This is a genomic window from Microbacterium yannicii (assembly GCF_024055635.1).
GTDB classification, from domain to species: domain Bacteria; phylum Actinomycetota; class Actinomycetes; order Actinomycetales; family Microbacteriaceae; genus Microbacterium; species Microbacterium yannicii.
The window spans coordinates 173,388-193,826 of sequence record NZ_JAMXMB010000032.1 but is presented as its reverse complement, the minus strand read 5'-3'; the positions used below and the strand labels follow the sequence as shown (position 1 = coordinate 193,826).

Sequence of the window (20,439 nt, the reverse complement as noted above, 5' to 3'; positions counted from 1 at the left end):
CGCAGTCCACGGATGCCGGCGCTCGGACGCCGTGCGTCAGTTCGAGGTGAAGCCGACGAGGAGGCCGCCGGTCACCTTGACGGCGAGGTTGTAGATGCCGGCGATCACGGCGCCGAGCACCGTGACGACCACCAGGTTCAGGATCGCGACGACAGCCGAGAAGGCCAGGACCTGCGGGAAGCTCACGAAATCCGACAGCAGGATGCTGCCATCCGAGAAGCTCGAGAAGAACTCGTCGGCCTTGCCGATGAGGCCGGTGGTGGAGACCACCAGGAAGACCATCACGAAGGAGACGACCGTCACGACCGCGATGGCGATCGCAGCCAGGAAGGACAGCTTCACCGCGGACCAGAAGTCCACGTACACCAGCCGCAGGCGCACCTGCTTGGCGCTGGTCTTGTGACTGGATTTCTTTGCGAGCTTGTCGGCTACCGTGCTCATGCGTCAGTGCTCTCTTCGGGGGTCTCGGGGGAGGCATCCGACCCGTCGGCTTCTGCTGATGACGGGGTCTCGGTCGTCGGCGCCTGCTCGGCTCCGTCGACGGCGTCCTCGGGTTCTTCGGCAAGGCCGCGTTCACCGTTGCGGGCGATCGCGAGGATGCGGTCGTCATCGCCGGAGCGGGCGAACACGACACCCATCGTGTCTCGACCCTTGGCGGGGACCTCGGCCACGGCAGAGCGTACCACCTTGCCACTGGCAAGAACCACCAAGACTTCGTCGTCCTCGGAGACGATCAGACCGCCCGCGAGATCGCCGCGATCCTCGCTCAGTTTGGCCACCTTGATGCCCAGTCCGCCGCGATTCTGCACCCGGTACTGGTCGACCGCGGTGCGCTTCGCGTAGCCGCCCTCGGTCACCACGAACACGTACCCGTCATCGGCGGCGACGGATGCCGAGAGAAGGCTGTCGCCCGCGCGGAAGTCCATGCCCTTCACGCCCGACGTCGAACGCCCCATCGGACGCAGCGCCGAGTCGGTCGCCGAGAAGCGCAGCGACATGCCGTGGCGGCTGATGAGGAGGATGTCGTCGCCCTCGTCGACCAGCAGCGCGCTGACGACCTCGTCGTCGGAGCCGGGCTCGTCGTCGGCGTCCTCCTCGGGAACCTGGCCGCGCAGCTTGATGGCGATGATGCCGCCCTGGCGGTTGGTGTCGTACTCGGTCAGGCGGGTCTTCTTCACGAGACCGTTGCGTGTGGCGAGCACCAGGTAGGTCGCGACGGAGTAGTCGCGGATGTCGAGGATCTGCGCGATCTCCTCATCGGGCTGGAGGGCCAGAAGGTTCGCGACGTGCTGGCCCTTGGCGTCACGCCCGGCCTCCGGCACCTCGTACGCCTTCGACCGGTACACGCGGCCCTTGTTCGTGAAGAACAGCAGCCAGTGGTGGGTCGTGGTGACGAAGAAGTGCTCGACCACGTCGTCGGCGCGCAGCTGCGCGCCCTTGACACCCTTGCCGCCGCGGTGCTGCTGACGGTAGTTGTCGCTGCGCGTGCGCTTGATGTAGCCGTCGCGCGTGACGGAGATCACCATCTCCTCTTCGGGGATCAGGTCTTCCATCGACATGTCGCCGTCGAACCCGTGGAGGATGTGCGTGCGACGATCGTCGCCGAACTTGTCGACGATCGTCGTCAGCTCGTCGCGGATGATGGTGCGCTGACGCTCCGGCTTCGCGAGGATGTCGTGGTAGTCGGCGATCTGGCCCTCGAGCTCGGTGGCCTCGTCGATGATCTTCTGCCGCTCGAGTGCCGCGAGGCGACGCAGCTGCATGGCCAGGATCGCTTCGGCCTGGAGCTCATCGATGTCGAGCAGCTTCTGAAGGCCGTCGTTCGCCTCCTGCACGGTCGGTGACCGGCGGATGAGCGCGATGACCTCGTCCAGCGCATCGAGCGCCTTGAGGTAGCCGCGCAGGATGTGCATGCGCTCCTCGGCCTTGCGCAGCCGGTAGGTGGTGCGCCGCACGATGACATCGATCTGGTGCTCGACCCACAGCGCGATGAACCCGTCCAGCGCGAGGGTGCGCGGCACGTTGTCCACGATCGCCAGCATGTTGGCGCCGAAGTTCTCCTGCAGCTGGGTGTGCTTGTACAGGTTGTTCAGCACGACCTTGGCGACGGCATCCCGTTTCAGCACCACCACCAGACGCTGACCGGTGCGGTCGGACGTCTCATCGCGGATGTCGGCGATGCCGGTGATCTTGCCGTCACGGGCGAGATCGCCGATCTTGACCGCGAGGTTGTCGGGGTTGACCTGGTAGGGCAGCTCCGTGATGACGAGGCACGTGCGACCCTGCAGCTCTTCGATCGACACGACCGCGCGCATCGTGATCGAGCCACGGCCGGTGCGGTAGGCCTCGCGGATGCCCTTGGTGCCGAGGATCTGCGCACCGGTCGGGAAGTCGGGGCCGGGGATCCGCTCCATCAGCGCGTCGAGCAGCTCTTCGCGGGACGCATCGGGATGCTCGAGCGCCCACAGTGCACCCGCCGCGACCTCGCGGAGGTTGTGCGGCGGGATGTTGGTCGCCATGCCGACGGCGATGCCGACGGAGCCGTTCACGAGCAGGTTCGGGAAGCGAGCCGGCAGGACGGTCGGCTCCTGCGTCTGACCGTCATAATTGTCGGTGAAGTCGACGGTCTCTTCTTCGATGTCGCGCACCATCTCGAGCGCGAGCTGAGCCATCTTCGTCTCGGTGTACCGAGGGGCGGCGGCGCCCATGTTGCCGGGCGAGCCGAAGTTGCCCTGGCCCTGCGCCAGCGGGTACCGCAGCGACCACGGCTGCACCAGGCGGACGAGGGCGTCGTAGATCGCGGTGTCGCCGTGCGGGTGGTACTGGCCCATGACCTCGCCGACGACGCGCGCGCACTTCGAGAACGACTTGTCGGGGCGGAAACCGCCGTCGTACATGCCGTAGATCACGCGGCGGTGCACCGGCTTCAGGCCGTCCCGCACATCGGGGAGCGCACGGCCGATGATGACGGCCATCGCGTAGTCGAGATAGCTGCGCTGCATCTCGAGCTGCAGGTCGACCTGATCGATGCGGCCGTGCTCGTGCTCGGGCTCGGGGCGTTCTTCGTCAGCCATGTCTCGTCTTTCGTCTTCGGCGTTTCGTCTCGCTTCGCTCGTTCAACGACCTGAGGTCGTCGCTTCGAGCGCTAGATGTCCAGGAAGCGGACGTCCTTGGCGTTGCGCTGGATGAACGTGCGGCGGGACTCGACGTCCTCGCCCATCAGGACGGAGAAGATCTCGTCGGCGGCAGCGGCGTCGTCGATGGTCACCTGGCGCAGCGTCCGGGTGGTGTGGTCCATCGTGGTCTCCCACAGCTCCTTGGCGTTCATCTCGCCGAGACCCTTGTACCGCTGGATGCCGGAGTCCTTGGGGATCCGCTTGCCATTCGCCAGTCCATGCTCGAGGAGGGCGTCGCGCTCCTTGTCGGAGTAGACGTACTCGTGGGCCGCGTTCGTCCACTTGAGCCGGTACAGCGGCGGCATGGCGAGATAGACGAAACCGGCCTCGATGAGCCCGCGCATGTACCGGAACAGCATGGTGAGCAGCAGTGTGGTGATGTGCTGGCCGTCGACGTCGGCATCCGCCATCAGCACGATCTTGTGATAGCGCGCCTTGTCGATGTCGAAGTCCTCGCCGATGCCCGTGCCGAAGGCCTGGATCATCGCCTGGACCTCTTTGTTGGCCAGGGCCTTGTCGAGGCGTGCGCGCTCGACGTTGAGGATCTTGCCGCGCAGGGCCAGGATCGCCTGGGTGTGCGGATCGCGTCCCGACACGGCCGAGCCGCCGGCCGAGTCTCCCTCGACGAGGAAGATCTCGCTGATCGACGGGTCCTTGCTGGTGCAGTCCTTGAGCTTGTCGGGCATCGCGGCGGACTCGAAGACGCTCTTGCGACGAGCCGTCTCGCGGGCCTTGCGAGCGGCCATGCGAGCGGATGCCGCGTCGATCGCCTTCGTGATCACGCGCTTGGCCTGCACCGGGTTGCGCTCGAGCCAGTCGCCCAGCTGATCGCCCACGATCTTCTGCACGAACGACTTCGCCTCGGTGTTGCCGAGCTTGGTCTTGGTCTGACCCTCGAACTGCGGCTCCGAGAGCTTGACCGAGATGACCGCGGTGAGGCCCTCGCGGATGTCGTCGCCGGTGAGGTTGTCGTCCTTCTCCTTGAGGAGGTTCTTGTCGCGTGCGTACTTGTTGACGAGCGTCGTCAGCGCCGCACGGAAACCCTCCTCGTGCGTGCCGCCCTCATGCGTGTTGATGGTGTTCGCGAACGTGAAGACGTTCTCGGTGTAGCTCGTGGTCCACTGCATGGCGAGCTCGAGCGAGATGTGGCGTGTGGTGTCCTCCGACTCGATCTCGATGATCTCGTCGTTGACGACATCCGCGTGACGCACCTTGTTCAGGTACTCCACGTAGTCCACGAGGCCGCGCTCGTAGTAGAAGTCGTCGAAGGGCTGGCGCTCTTCCGATCCGCCGCCCTCGGCGTCGGCGACGTACGCCGACTCCGGGCGCTCGTCTGCCAGGGTGATGCGCAGACCCTTGTTGAGGAACGCCGTCTGCTGGAAGCGCGTGCGCAGGGTGTCGTAGTCGTAGTGCACGGACTCGAAGATCGTGTCGTCGGGCCAGAACTCGATGATCGTGCCGGTCTCTTCGGTGGGCTCGACCTTGGCGAGCGGCGCCTGCGGCTGACCGCCGTCGCGGTAGGACTGCCGCCAGACGTAGCCCTCGCGCTTCACCTCGACCTCGAGGCGGGTCGACAGCGCGTTGACGACCGACGAGCCCACGCCATGCAGGCCGCCGGACACCGCATAGCCGCCGCCGCCGAACTTGCCGCCGGCGTGCAGCACGGTGAGCACGACTTCGACCGTCGACTTGCCCTCGGTGCGGTGGATGCCGACCGGGATGCCGCGGCCGTTGTCGACGCAGCGGATGCCGCCGTCGGGCAGGATCGTCACGTTGATGGTGTCGCAGTAGCCGGCGAGGGCCTCGTCGACCGAGTTGTCGACGATCTCGTAGACGAGGTGGTGCAGACCCCGCTCACCGGTGGACCCGATGTACATGCCGGGGCGCTTGCGCACCGCCTCGAGGCCTTCCAGCACCTGGATGTCGTCTGCCCCGTAGCCGTTGGGAGCCTGCTCGGGCGTTTCGGGTTCCTCGGAAACGTTATCGGGGTTGTCAGACGTCATCTTCGCGAGGGCTCCAGACGGTTCTATGCGGGCCCTGACAGTCTATCCGGTAACGGCCCGATCACAGCGCTCTACGCCTGTCTAACGGGATGAAACTTGTGCGGAGGACTCCGGACGTGCCTCATCCGTAGGTATCGCGCGGACCCCGCCCTGGAATCGTTCTGGGACCCCATTTCCAGGAGGGGACGTCCGGCCCGATGAAGCGGACCGCGTCGACCTTCGCCTCGGGGAAGCGCCGGACGATCTCCGAGAGGATGTGCGCGCGCATCAGCTGCAGCTGTTTCGCCCACGCCGTGGAGTCGGCCTGGACCGTCAGCGACCCCTCCGAGAAGGCGACGGGCCGGGTGTGCCGAGCGGTGTCCTCGCCCGCGACCTCGGCCCAGGCCCGCACGACGTCCTCGCGGGCCAGCTGACCGTTCCAGCCGGCCTCCCGGGTGAGGTCGGCGATCACATCGCCCACTCCGCGCGGGTCGCGCCCTGGTGCGAAAGGGATGTTCTCGTCGTCGACCGTGCGACGGCGGCGCTTGCGGAACGATCGCGCCGACGGCTCGAGTCCCCTCAGCCGCAGGTAGGTCGCGATGGTCTCGGGCACGTCCGAGCGGTCGGGCACGCCGTTCGCGCCCGCCCCGGTCCCTGAGCCTGTCGAGGAGTCAGTCATCCGCCGCCGCCCCCGTCTCCGCTTCCACCTCAGATTCCGGGGCGGCGAGGATGCGCCCGGCCTCCACCCGGACCATGCGGGCCCGCAGCTCGTCGGGGACGTCGCCTTCGACCGCGGCGGTCACCACCACCTGCTCGTAGTCGGCGGCGAGCTGCGCGAGCCGGGCACGGCGATCGGTGTCGAGCTCGGCGAACACGTCGTCCAGGATGAGCACCGGATCGCCGAGGCGAGAATCGGCCCGCAGCAGCTCGGCCGACGCGAGCCGCAGCGAGAGCGCCACCGACCACGACTCCCCGTGCGAGGCATATCCCTTCACCGGAAGATCGCGGATGCGCAGCAGCAGATCGTCCCGATGCGGACCGACCAGCGTGAGCCCGCGGTCGAGCTCGGCAGAGCGCTTCGCGGCCAGAGCCTGCCGGAACAGTTCGGCGATGCGGTCGGCCGAGGTCCCGGTCGAAGCGGCCGGCGCATCGACGGAGCCAGGAGCCGATCCGCCGTCGCCGTCCTCGTCGGTGACGGCGCCCTCGACCGACAGAGCCCACTCGATCTCGGGGCGGTGGTCGGCCCCCGCGATGGCGGTGTACGCGGCGGCGAGCGGTGTCGCGAGGTCGGTCGCGAGCGCCAGCCGCGCCGCGATGAGCTGTGTGCCGAGTGAGACGAGCTTGTCGTCCCAGACGTCGAGCGTCGAGAGAGCGTCGCCGCGGATGCCGCGTGCCCTCGCGGATTTGAGCAGCGCGGTGCGCTGTTTGAGCACCCGGTCGTAGTCGGCGATCACGCCGGCCATGCGCGGCGCGCGCTGCACGAGCAGCTGATCCGCGAAACGGCGGCGCGCGGACGGGTCGCCGCGCACGATCTGCAGGTCCTCCGGCGCGAACAGCACCACCTGCGCGTAGCGGGGCAGTTCGGCCGGCTTCACCGCGGCGCCGTTGACCCGTGCCTTGTTCGAGCCCTGCCTGTTGACCTGCACCTCGAGCTGGACCCGCCGCTCGCCGTGCGCCAGTCGCGCGCGGATGATCGCGGCATCCGCACCGTCGCGCACCATCGGGGCGTCGTTCGACACGCGATGGGAGCCCAGCGTCGCGAAGAAAGCGATGGCTTCGGCGAGATTCGTCTTGCCCTGACCATTGCGGCCCACGAACACGTTCGGGCCGGGCCCGAGTTCGACGTCGGCGGCCGCATAGTTGCGGAAGTCGACGAGACTCAGGTGCTCCACGATCACTGCGTCAGCCTAGTTCGAGTGTGCGACGTTTCGCCTCGCCCGTTCCTCGGTCGCTCAACGACCGGGGCTCGGCGTCTCGCCCGGGACTCCCGTCCTCTGAGACTGTGGCCGGTCGCTGAGACTGTGGCCGGTCGCTGAGCTTGTCGAAGCGCCCTTCGACAAGCTCAGGGATCGGGCCGCGCTCGCGGAGCAGGGCCGGCTCCGACCGGCGCAGGTCAGCGAAGGAGCAGGTTGGGCTGCAGCAGGTAGCGGAACGAGTCGGAGCCCGCACGGTCGACCGAGGTCTGCGGGGTGATGAGCACCGGGCTCAGCTTGTTCGCGTTCTCGCTCGAGGTGAACGTGATCCGCACGAACTCGCTCTTGACCGCGCCGAGCGACTCGAGCAGGTACTGCGGGTTGAGACCCAGCGTCACATCGTCGCCGCCCAGGAGCGTGGCGTCGACGGACTCGGTGGCGCGCGCCTGCTCGGTGCCCGAGGCATCCATCGACACGCTGTCGGTCGTGAAGGTGAAGCGCAGCGGGGCCGACCGGTCGAGCACCAGCGACACACGCCGCACCGCTTCGGCCAGCTCGGCGGTGTTGACCACGGCGTGGTGCTCGGTGGCCTCGGGGAACAGGCGCCGCACGGGCGGGAAGTTGCCCTTGATGAGCAGCGACGTCACGGTCTTGTTGCCCGCGGTGAACGCGATGATCTCGCGATCGCCCGAACCCGAGAACGCGATGGAGATGTCGCCGCCGTGGGCGAACGTCTTGCCCACCTCGGTCAGCGTGCGCGCCGGCACGAGCGCCGTCGTGGACTCGTCGGTCGCCGTGCCACCGCCGTCCCACGGGATCTCGCGGAGCGCGACACGGTAGCGATCGGTGGCGACCAGGCTGAGGCTCGTCCCCGATACCTCGAGCTGCACGCCGGTGAGCACGGGGGTGACGTCGTCGCGCGACGCCGCGAAGGCGACCTGGGCGATGGCGGTGGCGAAATCCTCCGACGGAACGAGACCCGAATCTCCGGTGACCTCGGGGATCGCGGGGTACTCCTGCACCGGCATGGACGCCAGCGTGAACCGTGCCGAGCCGCACGTGAGCAGGATGCCGCCGTCGTCATCGACCTCGATCTGGATCGGGGCGTTCGGCAGGCGGCTGGCGATGTCGGAGAGCAGCCGGCCGTGGACCAGGATCGTGCCGGGGTCGTCGACCGTCGCATCGATCGTCGTGCGGGCCGACGCCTCGTAGTCGAAGGCTGCCAGCGAGAGGCCTCCCTCGGATGCCTCGATCAGCACGCCCGCCAGGATCGGCTGCGGGTTGCGCTGCGGCAGGAGTTTGACGACGAACGATACGGCTTCGCTGAACACATCGCGATTGACGTGGAACTTCACGAACGCTCCCTCTGCAGCGGGCCCTTCGACTGCGGGCTCGGGGTTCTCATGCTAGTGCCAGCCTCGGAGATTGCCAGCCCGGTCTGTTCGCCGAGCGGCTCTCCACCGCAAAGGTGATCGGACGGGTTCATCAGAGAGATTTCTTGTCATGGTGTTAACGACTGTGGAAACTGTGGACAACTCGCGCGCCGCCAGTCGGGACACCGGAACCACAAGAGTGTGAGTTGTGGAACGGCTGCGGACGAAGGTCGGGAAGTGGGATGCCGCGGCCCCCGGCATCCGCGATCCATCCACAGGCCTCCCCCGCTCGTTCACAGGAGTTTCCGCAGGGTTGGAGAGTTATCCACAGGTTTTCCACACTGTGCAGAACCGGAATGATGGCCCTGCTCGCCGCACCTGTCAAGAACTTCTTCGGGCATATGCGCAGATGGGTCCGCGCGTCGTAACGCACGGACCCATCGAGGGATGTAGACGGTCGTCAGCGGCCGGTGCGGCCGAGCTGAGCGGTGATCTCCGTGACCTGGTTGTAGATCGAACGGCGCTCCTTCATGAGCTCGCTGATCTTCTTGTAGGCGTACATCACGGTGGTGTGATCGCGGTTGCCGAACAGCTGTCCGATCTTCGGCAGCGACAGACTCGTCCGCTCGCGACACAGGTACATGGCGATCTGACGCGCCTGCGCCACCTGCTGGGAGCGACTCGAGCCGTACAGGTCGTCGACGGTGAGCTTGAAGTAAGCGGCCGTCGCCGTGATGATGTCGGTCGGCGAGATGACGTTGGCGTCGTCCTGGTCGACGATGTCGCGCAGCACCGTCTGCGCGAGCGACATGTCGAGTGTGGAGCGGTTGAGACTCGCGAACGCCGAGACGCGGATGAGGGCGCCCTCGAGCTCGCGGATGTTCGACGACACCACCGTGGCGATGTACTCCATCACCTCGTCGGGGATGTGGAGGCGCTCGGACTGCGCCTTCTTGCGCAGGATCGCGATGCGGGTCTCGAGGTCGGGCGCCTGCACGTCGGTGATGAGGCCCCACTCGAAGCGGCTGCGCATGCGGTCCTCGAAGCCGGTGAGGTGCTTCGGCGGGACATCGCTCGTGATCACGACCTGCTTGTCGTGATCATGCAGCTGGTTGAACGTGTGGAAGAACGCCTCCTGCGTCTCAGCGCGCCCCTGCAGGAACTGGATGTCGTCGATCAGGAGGATGTCGACATCGCGATACCGCGCCTGGAATGCCGAGCCGCGGTTGTTGGCGATCGAGTTGATGAAGTCGTTCGTGAACTCCTCGCTCGACACGTAGCGCACGCGGATGCCGGCGTACAGGCTGAGCGCGTAATCGCCGATGGCGTGGAGCAGATGGGTCTTGCCGAGGCCCGAGTCGCCGTAGATGAACAGCGGGTTGTACGCCTTCGCGGGCGCCTCCGCCACGGCGACCGCCGCGGCATGCGCGAACCGGTTCGACTGGCCGATGACGAAGTTGTCGAACGTGTACTTGGGGTTGAGTCGGGTGTCGCTGCGCGAGACGGATGCCGGCTCCGCGGGCTCCTCGACACGCGGGCGCCCCAGCGGGGCCGCGTTCGACATGACCGGCACGCTGGACTGGATCGGGATCGGCGCCGTCAGGTGCGCGTCCGCCAGGTCGGGATTGACGACGACGCGGAACGTCGAGGCCGGATTCTGGCCGTCCTGGACGACACGCGTGAGCGCCTCGAGGATCGGCGCGCGCATGCGCTTGGTGAACTGGGCGGCGGTCAGATCGTTGGGAACGTCGAGGTACAGCGTTCCGCCCATCACACCCTGCGGCACGGCCAGGCTGATGAAGCCGTGCAGCTGGGGGGTGATGCGATCGTCTCGCACGAGTTCGTCCAGAACGGCCGTCCAGACCGGAACATCTGGAACTTCGTGCGGTGTCATGGCCCCCCCGGGTTGTCGATGATTCCACCGGAAGCCGCGGAAACGTCGGTCCAGGCCTGTGGATAACTGCCGGAGCCACGCTAGTCAGGAGGCGTCGCGTGAGCAAACTCCACTGTAGAGCCGCCCTGCGTGTCGGTGCCAGGGTGGAGTGCGCCGCCGGTGCATAATGACACGTTCTGCGCTCGGTTTGAGTTCTCGGGCAACACGACGTAGCCTTAATCGGTTGACTTATGCCCTCGCGGCAGTCGCCCCTGTACACACGTCCCCGGTCTCGAGCGTCCCGGTGACACCTGATCGGAAGTAGTTCCCATGAGCAAGCGCACCTTCCAGCCCAACAACCGCCGCCGCGCCAAGAAGCACGGCTTCCGCGCCCGCATGCGCACGCGCGCCGGCCGCGGCATCCTTTCGGCTCGTCGCGCCAAGGGGCGCACCGAGCTCTCGGCCTGAGCCGAGCGGTGCTCGCGAGGCGGAACCGACTCACCCGCGGCGCGGAGTACAAGGCCGTCGTCCGTCGGGGCCGTCGGTGTGCCGGAGCGCACACCGTGACCTACGTGAACCGCGCCGTGACCGATGGTCCGGCGCGGTTCGGTTTCATCGTGAGCCGGCAGGTGGGTGGTGCGGTCGTGCGCAACACGGTCCGTCGTCGGCTGAAGGCCCTGTGCCTCGACTCGCTCGCGTCCGTCGGCGCCGGCGATGACATCGTGATCCGCGCACTGCCGAGCGCGGCATCCGCGTCATTCGCGGATCTGCGCAGCGACGTCGAGAAGTGCCTGGCACGGAGGGCCCGATGAGCGTCCTTCCCGCCTATGCCCTGGGTGACGCCGAGTTCTCGGCATCCGATTCGCTCCGCAGCGTCCCCCTGCTCCCCCGCAACGCGGTCCTTGCACTGCTGCATGGATACCGCGCCACGATCTCGCACACCTACGGCGACGTCTGCAAGTACTACCCGTCGTGCTCGGCGTACGCGGTCGGCGCGGTGCAGCAGCACGGTGCGGTGAAAGGTGCGGCGCTCACGGCAGCGCGCCTCGCCCGCTGCCATCCCTGGGCCGTCGGCGGCGTCGATGACGTGCCGCCCCACAAGAACTTCCGGCACGAACTGACCCGTCACGGGTTCGTCGTGCCCGCCCCCACCGGAAAGGACTGATCCTCCACATGGATCTCTTGTCAGCCCTCGCCTCGACGCCTTCGCCGTCACCCGCAGCGCCCAGCGGAGGATTCGACCTCTTCGGCATCATCCTCTGGCCGCTGAAGTGGGCCGTCGAAGCGGTGCTCGTCTTCTGGCACTGGTTCTTCACGGCGATCGGTCTTCCGGCCGCCGATGGCATCACCTGGGTGCTCTCGATCGTGGGCCTCGTCGTCGTCGTCCGCTCTGCTCTCATCCCGCTCTTCGTGCGCCAGATCAAGAGCCAGCGCAAGATGATGGAAATCGCTCCTGAACTGCGGAAAGTCCAGGAGAAGTATAAGGGCAAGAAGGATCAGCTGTCTCGCGAGGCCATGAGCCGCGAGACGATGGCGCTGTACAAGAAGCACGGCACGACACCGGTGTCGAGCTGTCTCCCGCTCCTGGTGCAGATGCCCGTGTTCTTCGCGCTGTACAGCGTGCTGAGCGACGTCACCAAGCACTACAACGCCGGCACCGGCGGTGTCGGACTCCTCAGCGCCGAGCTCACCGCGGAGTTCTACAACGCCAAGCTCTTCGGCGTCGCATCGCTGCACGAGACCCTCATCCAGGCGTTCCAGACCGGCAACACCCCGGCGATCATCATCCTGATCACCCTCGTCGTGCTGATGATCGCGTCGCAGTTCTTCACGCAGCTGCAGATCATCTCGAAGAACCTCTCCCCCGAGGCCAAGACCGGCCAGGCCTACCAGATGCAGCGCATCATGCTCTACATCCTTCCGCTGGGCTTCATCTTCTCGGGCGTCTTCTTCCCGCTCGGCGTCGTCATCTACTGGTTCGTGTCGAACCTGTGGACGATGGGCCAGCAGTTCCTCGTCATCCGTGAGATGCCGACGCCCGGCTCCGACGCAGCCAAGGCGCGGGAGGAGCGTCTGGCGCGCAAGGGCAAGGCGATCGACGCTTCGGGCAAGGTCGTTCCGATGGAGAAGTACGTCGCCGAGCAGCAGCGCCTGTACGAAGAGGCCGAGAAGGCGAAGGCGATCACCCCCAAGCGCCAGCAGCCGGTGAGCAAGCAGCGCGCCAAGAAGCAGGCGCAGAAGCAGCCGGGCCAGAAGCCGGGCAGCCCGGCCGCCGGCGACACCGACTCCAGCAGCTCCGCCGGTTCCGGCGCCGCTTCCTGACCGACGCACACGAGGATCACGCCATGACCACGTCCCCTGAGTACGCACCCGTCGACACGCGCGAGGAGCGGGTGCCCGCCACCGTCGCCCAGCTCGAAGAGGAAGGCGACATCGCCGCCGACTTCATCGAGGGGCTGCTCGACATCGCCGACATCGACGGCGATCTCGACCTCGATGTGCGTGCCGGCCGCGCCTACGTCTCGGTCGCCGCACCGTCGGGCGGATCGGTGGCGCTCATCGCCGCCCCCGACACCGTGCAGGCGCTGCAGGAGCTGACCCGCATCGCAGTGCAGAGCCGCACCGGCCGGTTCTCGCGGCTGATCCTCGACGTCGGCGGCTCGCGGGATGCCCGCCAGCACGAGCTCGAGGCCCTCGTCGACCGTGCGATCGCGCGGTTGGATGACGGAGCCTCGCAGGCCTCGCTGCCCGCCATGTCGAGCTACGAGCGCAAGGTCGTCCACGACATCGTCGCTGATCGCGGATTCGTGTCGGAATCGTACGGTGAAGGCGCCGACCGCCACACGGTCATCCGTCGCGGCTGAGCAGCGGTCTCACGTGGAGCATTCATGGTCGTGGAACCGTCGATGACCGACATCGAGCAAGAGCCGGCGGCCGCCGCCGAGATCTTCGGCGACCGGATCGAGGTCGCACGCGCATTCGCGGCCGCGCTCGGCCGGCACGGTGAGGAGCGGGGCCTGATCGGCCCGCTCGAGCCCCCGCGCCTGTGGTCGCGTCACATCCTGAACAGCGCAGTCATCGCTCCCCTTTTCTCAGGGCGAGTCGGCGACGTCGGCTCGGGTGCCGGCCTCCCGGGACTCGTGCTCGCGATCGCGCGTCCGGACGTCGAGTGGGTGCTCATCGAGCCGATGGAACGCCGCATCGCGTGGCTGTCGGAGCAGGTCGATGCTCTCGGACTCGAGAACGTCGAGGTGGTGCGTGCGCGGGCCGAGGACTGGAAGCAGGGACCTGTCCTCGACGCCGTGACGGCACGGGCCGTGAGCGCGCTCCGCACCCTCGTGCCCATCACCGCTCCCCTGGTCCGCCCGGGCGGTGAGCTCATCCTTCTCAAGGGCACCAGCGCCACCAACGAGATCGAGGCCGCAGAGAAGCAACTGCGAAAGTTCAAGGTGACGAACGCGCGCGTCGAGGTGATCGGCGAGGGTCTGCTCGCCGAGCCGTCCCGGGTGATTCGCGCCACCGTTCGCTGAGACCGTGTGCGGCCGCAGCGCGAGCGCGGCCGTTTTGTTGAGCTGTCCCGCGTGATCGTTCGCCGAGCGGGTGGTTCCATCACTCCGGTCGGGCAGGCGCCATGAATTCTCGCGGCGCCACGGCGCGGCATGCCGTAGATGCTCGATGGCCCAAGCCTGGGCGTGAGCAAAGTCCGATCCTTATGACCCGGGCGGAGCGGCTCGCGGCGCCGCATGGCTGGTCTGCCGCGCGAATTCGCCTCGAGGCCCAGGCGATGGGTCTTCGTAGTCTTCCGGGTGGCGTCCTTTGCGGTGGCGCTGGCTGCGATTGGCCTCGGCCAAGAGTGCATGTCGGATCCCGCGGGGAAGCAGTGTGTCGTTCTGGTCCCGTCGTTGCGGCCTGCGGTATCCCAGTGTGCGGCTGCCCAGCGAATGGCCTGGGCGTGTACGCCGTTGCGGCTGCCAAAGGGGGCGCGCGGGATCTGTACCTGCAGCGGAGTTTCTCATCCACCGACCGTTTCCTTGTTTGCCGCCGTCGCCGGTCCGTCGTGAGGTTTGCTTCTCCCGCGCGTGTTCGTGCGAGGTCCGCATGCGCGCGGGCGTCGAGGGTGTTGCACGTGAAACGTGCGGTCGCTGCGCGCTCAGTCCCCTGTCGCTGCCTGCCGCGGTGCAGAGCCGTCATCGGACATCGGTGAAGTGATCGCGTGCGGGGCGCGACCATGTTTCACGTGAAACGTCATCCCATCCCCCATGCCGCAACGCCGGCTGTTGACGACATCTGCGGCGTCAATGGCCGCCGCGCATCTGCGCCCGGATCCGCGCAACGGTGTCGAATCGGCTGTGAGGTCTGGCTCGCGATCGGCGTCGATTTCGGGAGGTCTGGTGTGAGGACCAGGCGGTTCATCGTTGACATTCACGGCGCAGCAGCGCTACGGGGGCTCGGTGGGGCTTCATACTCGATGGCGAGCCGGGCGCCTCCGTTGCGCCTCTCGCCTGTCCGATTCGGCGCCGATGCAAGCGGTTGACACGGGCGCAAGCAGTTGCGGGGCGGAATGCGACGGCGCCTGAACGACCCGGACGCGCGCGATGGTCTCACGGCCGCCGTCGGCTTACCGTGGATCACGGAAAGAGAGGACGGCACGCGGGAGCGAGACGCGGGATATCCGCTGCACTGCGCGCCGTACCGATGGCCGGCGTTTCACGTGAAACACCGCACTCCGTGGGCCGCCCGCGCCGGCTGCAATAGCAACCGAGCCATGGCAGCAGCTGCTGTGCGGGTGTAACCTGCGCCGCATGGGGAGCTCGACGCCTTCGGGCGCCGAACATGGGAGTGATCTGCGAAGCGGTATCCCGCGCTCGCGCTCCGTGCGGTTGGCGGTGCTTGCCCTCACGGTCGGTGTCATCATCGGTGGGTCCGTCGCCGTGGCTGCGGTGACACGCGGCACCGACGCGCGGCCGGACGTCACCCTTCAGGCAACGGGAACTCCCCCTGATGAGCTCGTTCTTCGTGTCTTGGAACCGCCCGAGGCGGAACACCTCGAGATAGACCTCGACACTCTTCGCAGCTTCGGTACACACGAAGGCGTCGAGCTCTGGTCCGCGTCGAACGCGTTCGGCTCCTCCTGTGTCATTGCGATCCATCGACGGACGCAAGACGTACTGGGCACCTCCTGCGTGCCGGTTGGTGCGACGACGTTCGTCGATACGATCGCACACGGACTGCCCATCGGCGCCGCCTACCGGTTCACTCTGCGCTCTGATGCGGTCGACGTGAGCCTTCTTCTGCCCGACGCAGGTGGATGATGAGCGAGGTATCGGGTGAAGCGTTCGACCCGGAGCGTGAACTCGCTGAACTGCGGGAACGCGCGTACGGACCAGCATCCGACATCGACAGCGATCCCGCGGCAATCGCACGGCTCGCGGAGCTCGAGGAAGCGCATCGTCGCGCTGTTGCAGCGAGAGGCCCGGCGGGGCCCGGTCCGTCCCCCGCAGCCATCGCCACTCCTGGCGAAGCGCCCCCAGTCGCCCCCGCTGAGGTCGAAGCGGTCGGGAGCGCCGAGGCCGGCGCTGCCGCTGCGATATCGCCAGCGACTCGCCTGGACAACCGCGGGTATGGCGCCCCGTGGGGGCGAACGCTGAGGAACTCGCGCCGCTACGTCTTCCTGGGTCTTGCGGCCGCCGTGGTGTGCGCGGCCGTCGTGTGCGGTATCTACTGGGCGCTCGCCCCGCGTCCGGCCGCCATCCTGCAGGCGGGGGCGCGGACGGCTGATGCCGCGGCGGAGGACCGCTGGATCGTCTTCAGTAGCGAGGAGGGGTTGTTCATGGATCGGACTGTCGATCAGCAGACCCTCACCCCTTACGGCGCGTTCCATGGAGTGGCCGTGTGGAGCGCGGTCGACGACCTCGACAATCCCTGCCTGATCCTCGTCGAAGAGTCGAGCGAACGGACTCTGCAAGCTGTGTGTACGCCACGATCCGGTCAGCTCATTGCCGACGTGGGTGTCTGGAACGGCGGCGATCCGGACATCGCCGGAGGACTTGCCCTGGGCAGCGTCCTCCGTTTTCAGCATCGCGGGGCCACGGTCGAAGCATGGGTCATCGAAGCGCCAGATGCGCGGTAGCCGCCGCGAGGTGGGGGCACAATACGAGCCGTGTCTGAGCGGGTGTGTTTCACGTGAAACATGCGGATTGCTCGTCCGCACAATTTTTGCTGCCGAAGGCCCGGGAATGTTTCACGTGAAACACGGGGCTTGCCGCCCATAGCCGGACTATTGGGCGCGGCACGACTGCGACGCTCGTTACGGGCGGGCACCGCGCTCCCCTGAGGCCCGCAGCATCGGTGAGCCTGCGAGGGCAGCTGGTCGGCGAACGTGACAGGCAGTCGTCTGGCCGAAGGTATCGCTCTCATCGATTCCGCGCGAACTGACGTCGACCACGCTGCGCGTTGCGGCGGAGGGCGCACATTCGGTCGTGTGCTTCCCACGCAGGCGACAGCGGAAACACCCGGTCGGTCGATCCGGGATGGCGGTCCTCCAGCTCGCGGGCGGCCGCGCGCCGGATCGGCGAGGGCAGTGCGCGCATGCGGCGAAGGTGCCACCGCCGCTCGGCGTGCGGGGGCATGGCCGCGCATGCGGCGTTTCACGTGAAACATCCGATGCCCCCGTCGTCCGCGTTGCACGCGATACCGGGAACGGATTTCCACTTTCACTTGGGTGCCGCAGGCGACCCGCGGCCCGCGGAACCAGCCTGCGGATGTTGCCTGCATTCGGGTTGCCGGCAGTGTGGAGCCGCGTCGGCGTGGAAGAGAGGCGTTTGACGTGCACGCCAGGCTCGAGGGACAGTGGCGGTTGTACCGCAGGATCGCACGCGCTTCGCGCGCTTGTAACGGGACGTCGCAAACTGTCTCCCACCGGGGTGGATAGTCGTGCTGTAGACGAGATGGCGCACGAAGCGCGGAGCGCGAGGACCGCCTGCGCTCAGGGCGCGGCGGCGCGGAACGTGAGTGGACGTCACTGAGCGGTCGTTACGCGTGGGCGGGCACTGCGCAGGCATCGGGTGCTACCCACCGAGACCGGACGTGGAGGTATCGCCCCCACAGAGGGTGTGGCGACCGGTGGTCCTATAGAGCCGCGGGTGGCGTCGGGCCGATCGACGTCATCGCACACGCAGAGTGAGCGGGTGGCGCCAGCGTGATCGGGTAGGGCGTCGCCTCCATCCGAGGAGCCTTGGCGGCGTGGCGCGTGCGCGCGAGTATACGAACGGGTCGTTTCACGTGAAACGCGCTGCGGCTCCGTTAGCCGGCTGGGCCGGTACGCGCGGAGGCTGTTCGCGGCGAAGAAGGGTTGTCGCTCATCGCGCGAGCAGCGTGGTGGCCGAGATGCCCATGCAGAGCTGGCGTGCGGACGGCCATCTGCCGTGACATCTTGGTGCGTGAACGCATCGGAGTGGGGCATCGAGGTGCGCCCGTTTCACGTGAAACGGGCGCAGTACAGCGTGGTCGCGTATCTCCGAAACAAGACGGAGACAGCTCGCATTCGCCGGGGCGCCGACCGCTGCCCCTGGAGAAACGGCCGCGACTGGGCGCATCGAGACGGAAGAACCGTGGTGCCGCCGACGACATGCCGGCACGTAGCGTGCGGCCGATACTCGCCCGCATTCGCGGGGTGTGGCGGCTTGGCGACTGAGCGAACGTATGGACTGGATGTTTCACGTGAAACGGACCAAGCGTGGTGCTGCTGGGCGTGGTGGGGGAAGTCGGGCGCTGAAGGGGCGTCGCGACTGATTCGTCACCACCGCTATGCCTAGGCGACGTGCCGCGCCAGAGCCACGACGGAGCGGGCCCGCATTCGGAGATCGGAGACCACGCACCGAACGGTCCAGGCCGGCGAACGACCGAGGGTCTCTCGCGAAGCGCGGCACATGCGGCGGTGGGTTGCTTGCCGGCCGGGTGCCAGCGCGGATTCTCGGGCTGGAGCCCGCATCGCGTCACCTGGCCGGTCAACGCCGGAGCGGGCCGCGATCCAGCAGCCCGAATACCGCCGCCACGGCCCACTGATGGAGTGAGGCCTGCTTCGGTCGTCATCCGAACGCGCAAGAACCTGCCCGGGCGTGCGGATGACCGAGCGTTTCACGTGAAACACGCCGTACGCGGTTCACGGGTGACCGTTGGGCGGGTTATCACGCGTGGCGCCACCGCCAGCTCGGGTGGATGATCCATCCAGCGTCTCCCCCTTACTCTGCGGCGACGCAGAAGCGGCCGGCATCGCGCTGTGCCCACACTCAGGAAGCACGTCCGAACCGCGAAGCCTGCCCTCGCCGGTCGTGCCCGCGCGGCGGCTCTGTTCCGCGACCACTCCTGCGTCTGCCGGCCCACCTACTCGATGCCTGCGCGGTGGCAAGTCGCACGTGAACACCGATGCACCATCGGGCGTCACGCGAGCTTGATCCTCCGGGGCAGCATGGCGGCTGCAGGCCCGTGCCCTGCATTGACGTCCCCCGCACCTGCGCTGGTGTCCCCGACGGAGCTTCGGCGGCGCCATGGTGACGAGGACCGGGCGCGCGCCGTGCGGGTTGCGTTGTCGTCACCGCGGTAGGCACGTGCCCCCCGGTCTTCATCCGTGGGGCATGAGTTCCGATGAATTCGGCTTCTGGGGCAGCTCGACAAGCGGGTGTCGGCCAGGATGTAGGGCCACCAAAGGCTCGTTGGAGGCGTGAGGGACAAGTGAGGAACGACGGAGCGGCATCACGACCACGACGCGCGCGACCGACGAGGGAGGTCGCGCAGCGCGATCGTGATGCGGCCGACGTGTGGCGGGTGCCCGAACACGGGCTCGTGGGTCCCAGACGCTGGCTTCGGTGTGTGACGTGATCATTGCGATCGAGCTGTGCCGGGATTGTGCCCGTTCGAGGTGCCAGGAAGCGGACGGTGGAGGTGGCGGGAGTTTGAACGGGAGGCACCGCGGCATGGCCCGCGGTCAGCGCGAACAGGTTCGTGGTGTCCTCGAGGAGCGAATGCAGTGTTTCACGTGAAACGCCGAGGCTCTGGGCGTTGCATTCGCCTGCGCCCAGGCTGCCGCGATGACCGGGCTGCCTGTCGCAGCACCAAGATGCAGCGAGGTGCCCCCACCCCAGTGAGCGCCGACGTGCGGCGTAATCGGCCGACGAGGCATCCTGGGTGGACGACCCCGCACCGGCATGGAGGCAGGCGGGATGCCTCGTATCCCTCGTGCCGCTCCCCGGCATGGCGTATCAGAGCACGCCGCGTGGCCGAGGGGACGAGACCGGGCGAGTGTCGGGGACCGCGGAGAAGCGACGGACGTGTGTTGAGGCAGAGAAGCATGGTCAGTCGGCGCAACCCTCGACGAGACCCCACGGGAGACGAGCCGCTGCGTGAGTGGCGGCGCTCGGCTCGCTACGCTCAGCGTGGCGCGCCCTGCGACCCTGCCCACCTCGCAGACGCGAGATCGTTCGACAACCACTCCAGTGTCCGCTGGAGAAGTTCCCGATCTACCGACGACGTGTTCAGCTGGGCTTGGCCGGCACACGACGCTCGCCGGCGGCCGATCCTCCGGCTCCGAGAGGGCTCAGCGCAGGCAGCACCCGATGACGCAGCGCAGGCAGCACCCGATGACGCAGCGGTCCGGCATGAACGACGCCGTGCCAACGCCCGTGGCAGCAACCCAGCATCACCTGCGCGGAGGTGAGGTGGGGTTCCGGAGTAGCCGGGCAGCAGCGCCCCTTCCCGCTCTCCTTCGCTACAGGTGCGGACGGCTTCGGTCCAGCGCACACGTCGCGTCGGGGACGCCGGTCACTGTGTGGCATCCCTGCCGGCATGTGCGCGCTGGGAGCGTGCCGCGGCGTCTGAAGCCGATCGAAGTTGAATACCGTCACGATCAGGTCTGACGTCCGAGCCTCAGCCGCGCGCCGACTAACAGGCCCTGCCGCGCAGCAGACCAAGACCCGCCCGACGTCGGAGGATGCAATCCCATCGAGCGTCGACTCTGGCGCCCATCGCCCATCATCAGATCAACGATGTTTCACGTGAAACAGGCTTCGATACCCCTAGGCCACACGCGGGCTAGTCGCCACACGCTCACAGGTTGGACGGCGCTCC

General features: G+C 67.5%; 15 protein-coding genes. 8 read left to right on the top strand and 7 right to left on the bottom strand.

Going from position 1 to position 20,439, the window contains the following annotated elements:
- Positions 1–36 precede the first annotated feature (36 nt).
- From NCG93_RS13275 to dnaA, 7 genes are all read right to left on the bottom strand, one after another.
- Positions 37–441, bottom strand: a complete 405-nt coding sequence (locus tag NCG93_RS13275) for a DUF3566 domain-containing protein (protein WP_194412181.1) — start codon at positions 439–441, stop codon at positions 37–39.
- Positions 438–3,074, bottom strand: coding sequence for a DNA gyrase subunit A (gene gyrA / locus NCG93_RS13270; RefSeq protein ID WP_194412182.1), 2,637 nt, complete (start codon positions 3,072–3,074; stop codon positions 438–440). The genes NCG93_RS13275 and gyrA overlap by 4 nt, the downstream gene beginning before the upstream one ends.
- A gap of 71 nt (positions 3,075–3,145) precedes the next feature.
- Positions 3,146–5,179 carry a DNA topoisomerase (ATP-hydrolyzing) subunit B gene (gene gyrB, locus NCG93_RS13265; RefSeq protein WP_194412183.1) on the bottom strand — a complete coding sequence of 678 codons (2,034 nt, stop codon included), beginning with the start codon at positions 5,177–5,179 and terminating at the stop codon, positions 3,146–3,148.
- A gap of 121 nt (positions 5,180–5,300) precedes the next feature.
- Positions 5,301–5,837 carry a DciA family protein gene (locus tag NCG93_RS13260; RefSeq protein WP_194412184.1) on the bottom strand — a complete coding sequence of 179 codons (537 nt, stop codon included), beginning with the start codon at positions 5,835–5,837 and terminating at the stop codon, positions 5,301–5,303.
- A complete protein-coding gene (gene recF / locus NCG93_RS13255) occupies positions 5,830–7,056 on the bottom strand; it encodes a DNA replication/repair protein RecF (RefSeq protein ID WP_194412185.1) in 1,227 nt (408 codons plus the stop codon). Before recF ends, NCG93_RS13260 begins: the two co-directional genes overlap by 8 nt.
- Before the next feature lie 215 nt (positions 7,057–7,271).
- Positions 7,272–8,426 carry a DNA polymerase III subunit beta gene (gene dnaN / locus NCG93_RS13250; RefSeq protein ID WP_194412186.1) on the bottom strand — a complete coding sequence of 385 codons (1,155 nt, stop codon included), beginning with the start codon at positions 8,424–8,426 and terminating at the stop codon, positions 7,272–7,274.
- A 478-nt stretch (positions 8,427–8,904) separates the two neighbouring features.
- Complete coding sequence (gene dnaA, locus NCG93_RS13245) at positions 8,905–10,338, bottom strand: chromosomal replication initiator protein DnaA (RefSeq protein WP_194412187.1); 1,434 nt, start codon at positions 10,336–10,338, stop codon at positions 8,905–8,907.
- Between the two features lie 309 nt (positions 10,339–10,647).
- Here dnaA and rpmH point away from each other — a divergent pair, with 309 nt between their 5' ends.
- The 8 genes from rpmH to NCG93_RS13205 all read left to right on the top strand — a co-directional run bounded on the left by rpmH (position 10,648) and on the right by NCG93_RS13205 (position 16,447).
- Positions 10,648–10,785 carry a 50S ribosomal protein L34 gene (gene rpmH, locus NCG93_RS13240; RefSeq protein WP_055952712.1) on the top strand — a complete coding sequence of 46 codons (138 nt, stop codon included), beginning with the start codon at positions 10,648–10,650 and terminating at the stop codon, positions 10,783–10,785.
- An 8-nt stretch (positions 10,786–10,793) separates the two neighbouring features.
- On the top strand, positions 10,794–11,129 hold the full coding sequence (gene rnpA, locus NCG93_RS13235; protein WP_194412188.1) for a ribonuclease P protein component: 336 nt from the start codon (positions 10,794–10,796) through the stop codon (positions 11,127–11,129).
- Positions 11,126–11,482 (top strand): membrane protein insertion efficiency factor YidD, encoded by a 357-nt coding sequence (gene yidD / locus NCG93_RS13230; RefSeq protein ID WP_194412189.1) that lies wholly within the window; start codon positions 11,126–11,128, stop codon positions 11,480–11,482. Before rnpA ends, yidD begins: the two co-directional genes overlap by 4 nt.
- Before the next feature lie 8 nt (positions 11,483–11,490).
- Positions 11,491–12,639: a membrane protein insertase YidC gene (gene yidC, locus NCG93_RS13225; protein WP_194412190.1), complete on the top strand. Its 1,149-nt coding sequence runs from the start codon at positions 11,491–11,493 to the stop codon at positions 12,637–12,639.
- A gap of 23 nt (positions 12,640–12,662) precedes the next feature.
- Entirely contained in the window at positions 12,663–13,181 is a 519-nt protein-coding gene (locus tag NCG93_RS13220; RefSeq protein ID WP_194412191.1) for a Jag family protein, read from the top strand.
- 42 nt (positions 13,182–13,223) lie between these two features.
- Positions 13,224–13,847, top strand: coding sequence for a 16S rRNA (guanine(527)-N(7))-methyltransferase RsmG (rsmG, locus tag NCG93_RS13215; RefSeq protein ID WP_194412192.1), 624 nt, complete (start codon positions 13,224–13,226; stop codon positions 13,845–13,847).
- Positions 13,848–15,119: 1,272 nt separating this feature from the next.
- Positions 15,120–15,629: a hypothetical protein gene (locus tag NCG93_RS13210; protein ID WP_194412193.1), complete on the top strand. Its 510-nt coding sequence runs from the start codon at positions 15,120–15,122 to the stop codon at positions 15,627–15,629.
- Complete coding sequence (locus NCG93_RS13205) at positions 15,629–16,447, top strand: hypothetical protein (RefSeq protein WP_194412194.1); 819 nt, start codon at positions 15,629–15,631, stop codon at positions 16,445–16,447. Before NCG93_RS13210 ends, NCG93_RS13205 begins: the two co-directional genes overlap by 1 nt.
- Positions 16,448–20,439 lie beyond the last annotated feature (3,992 nt).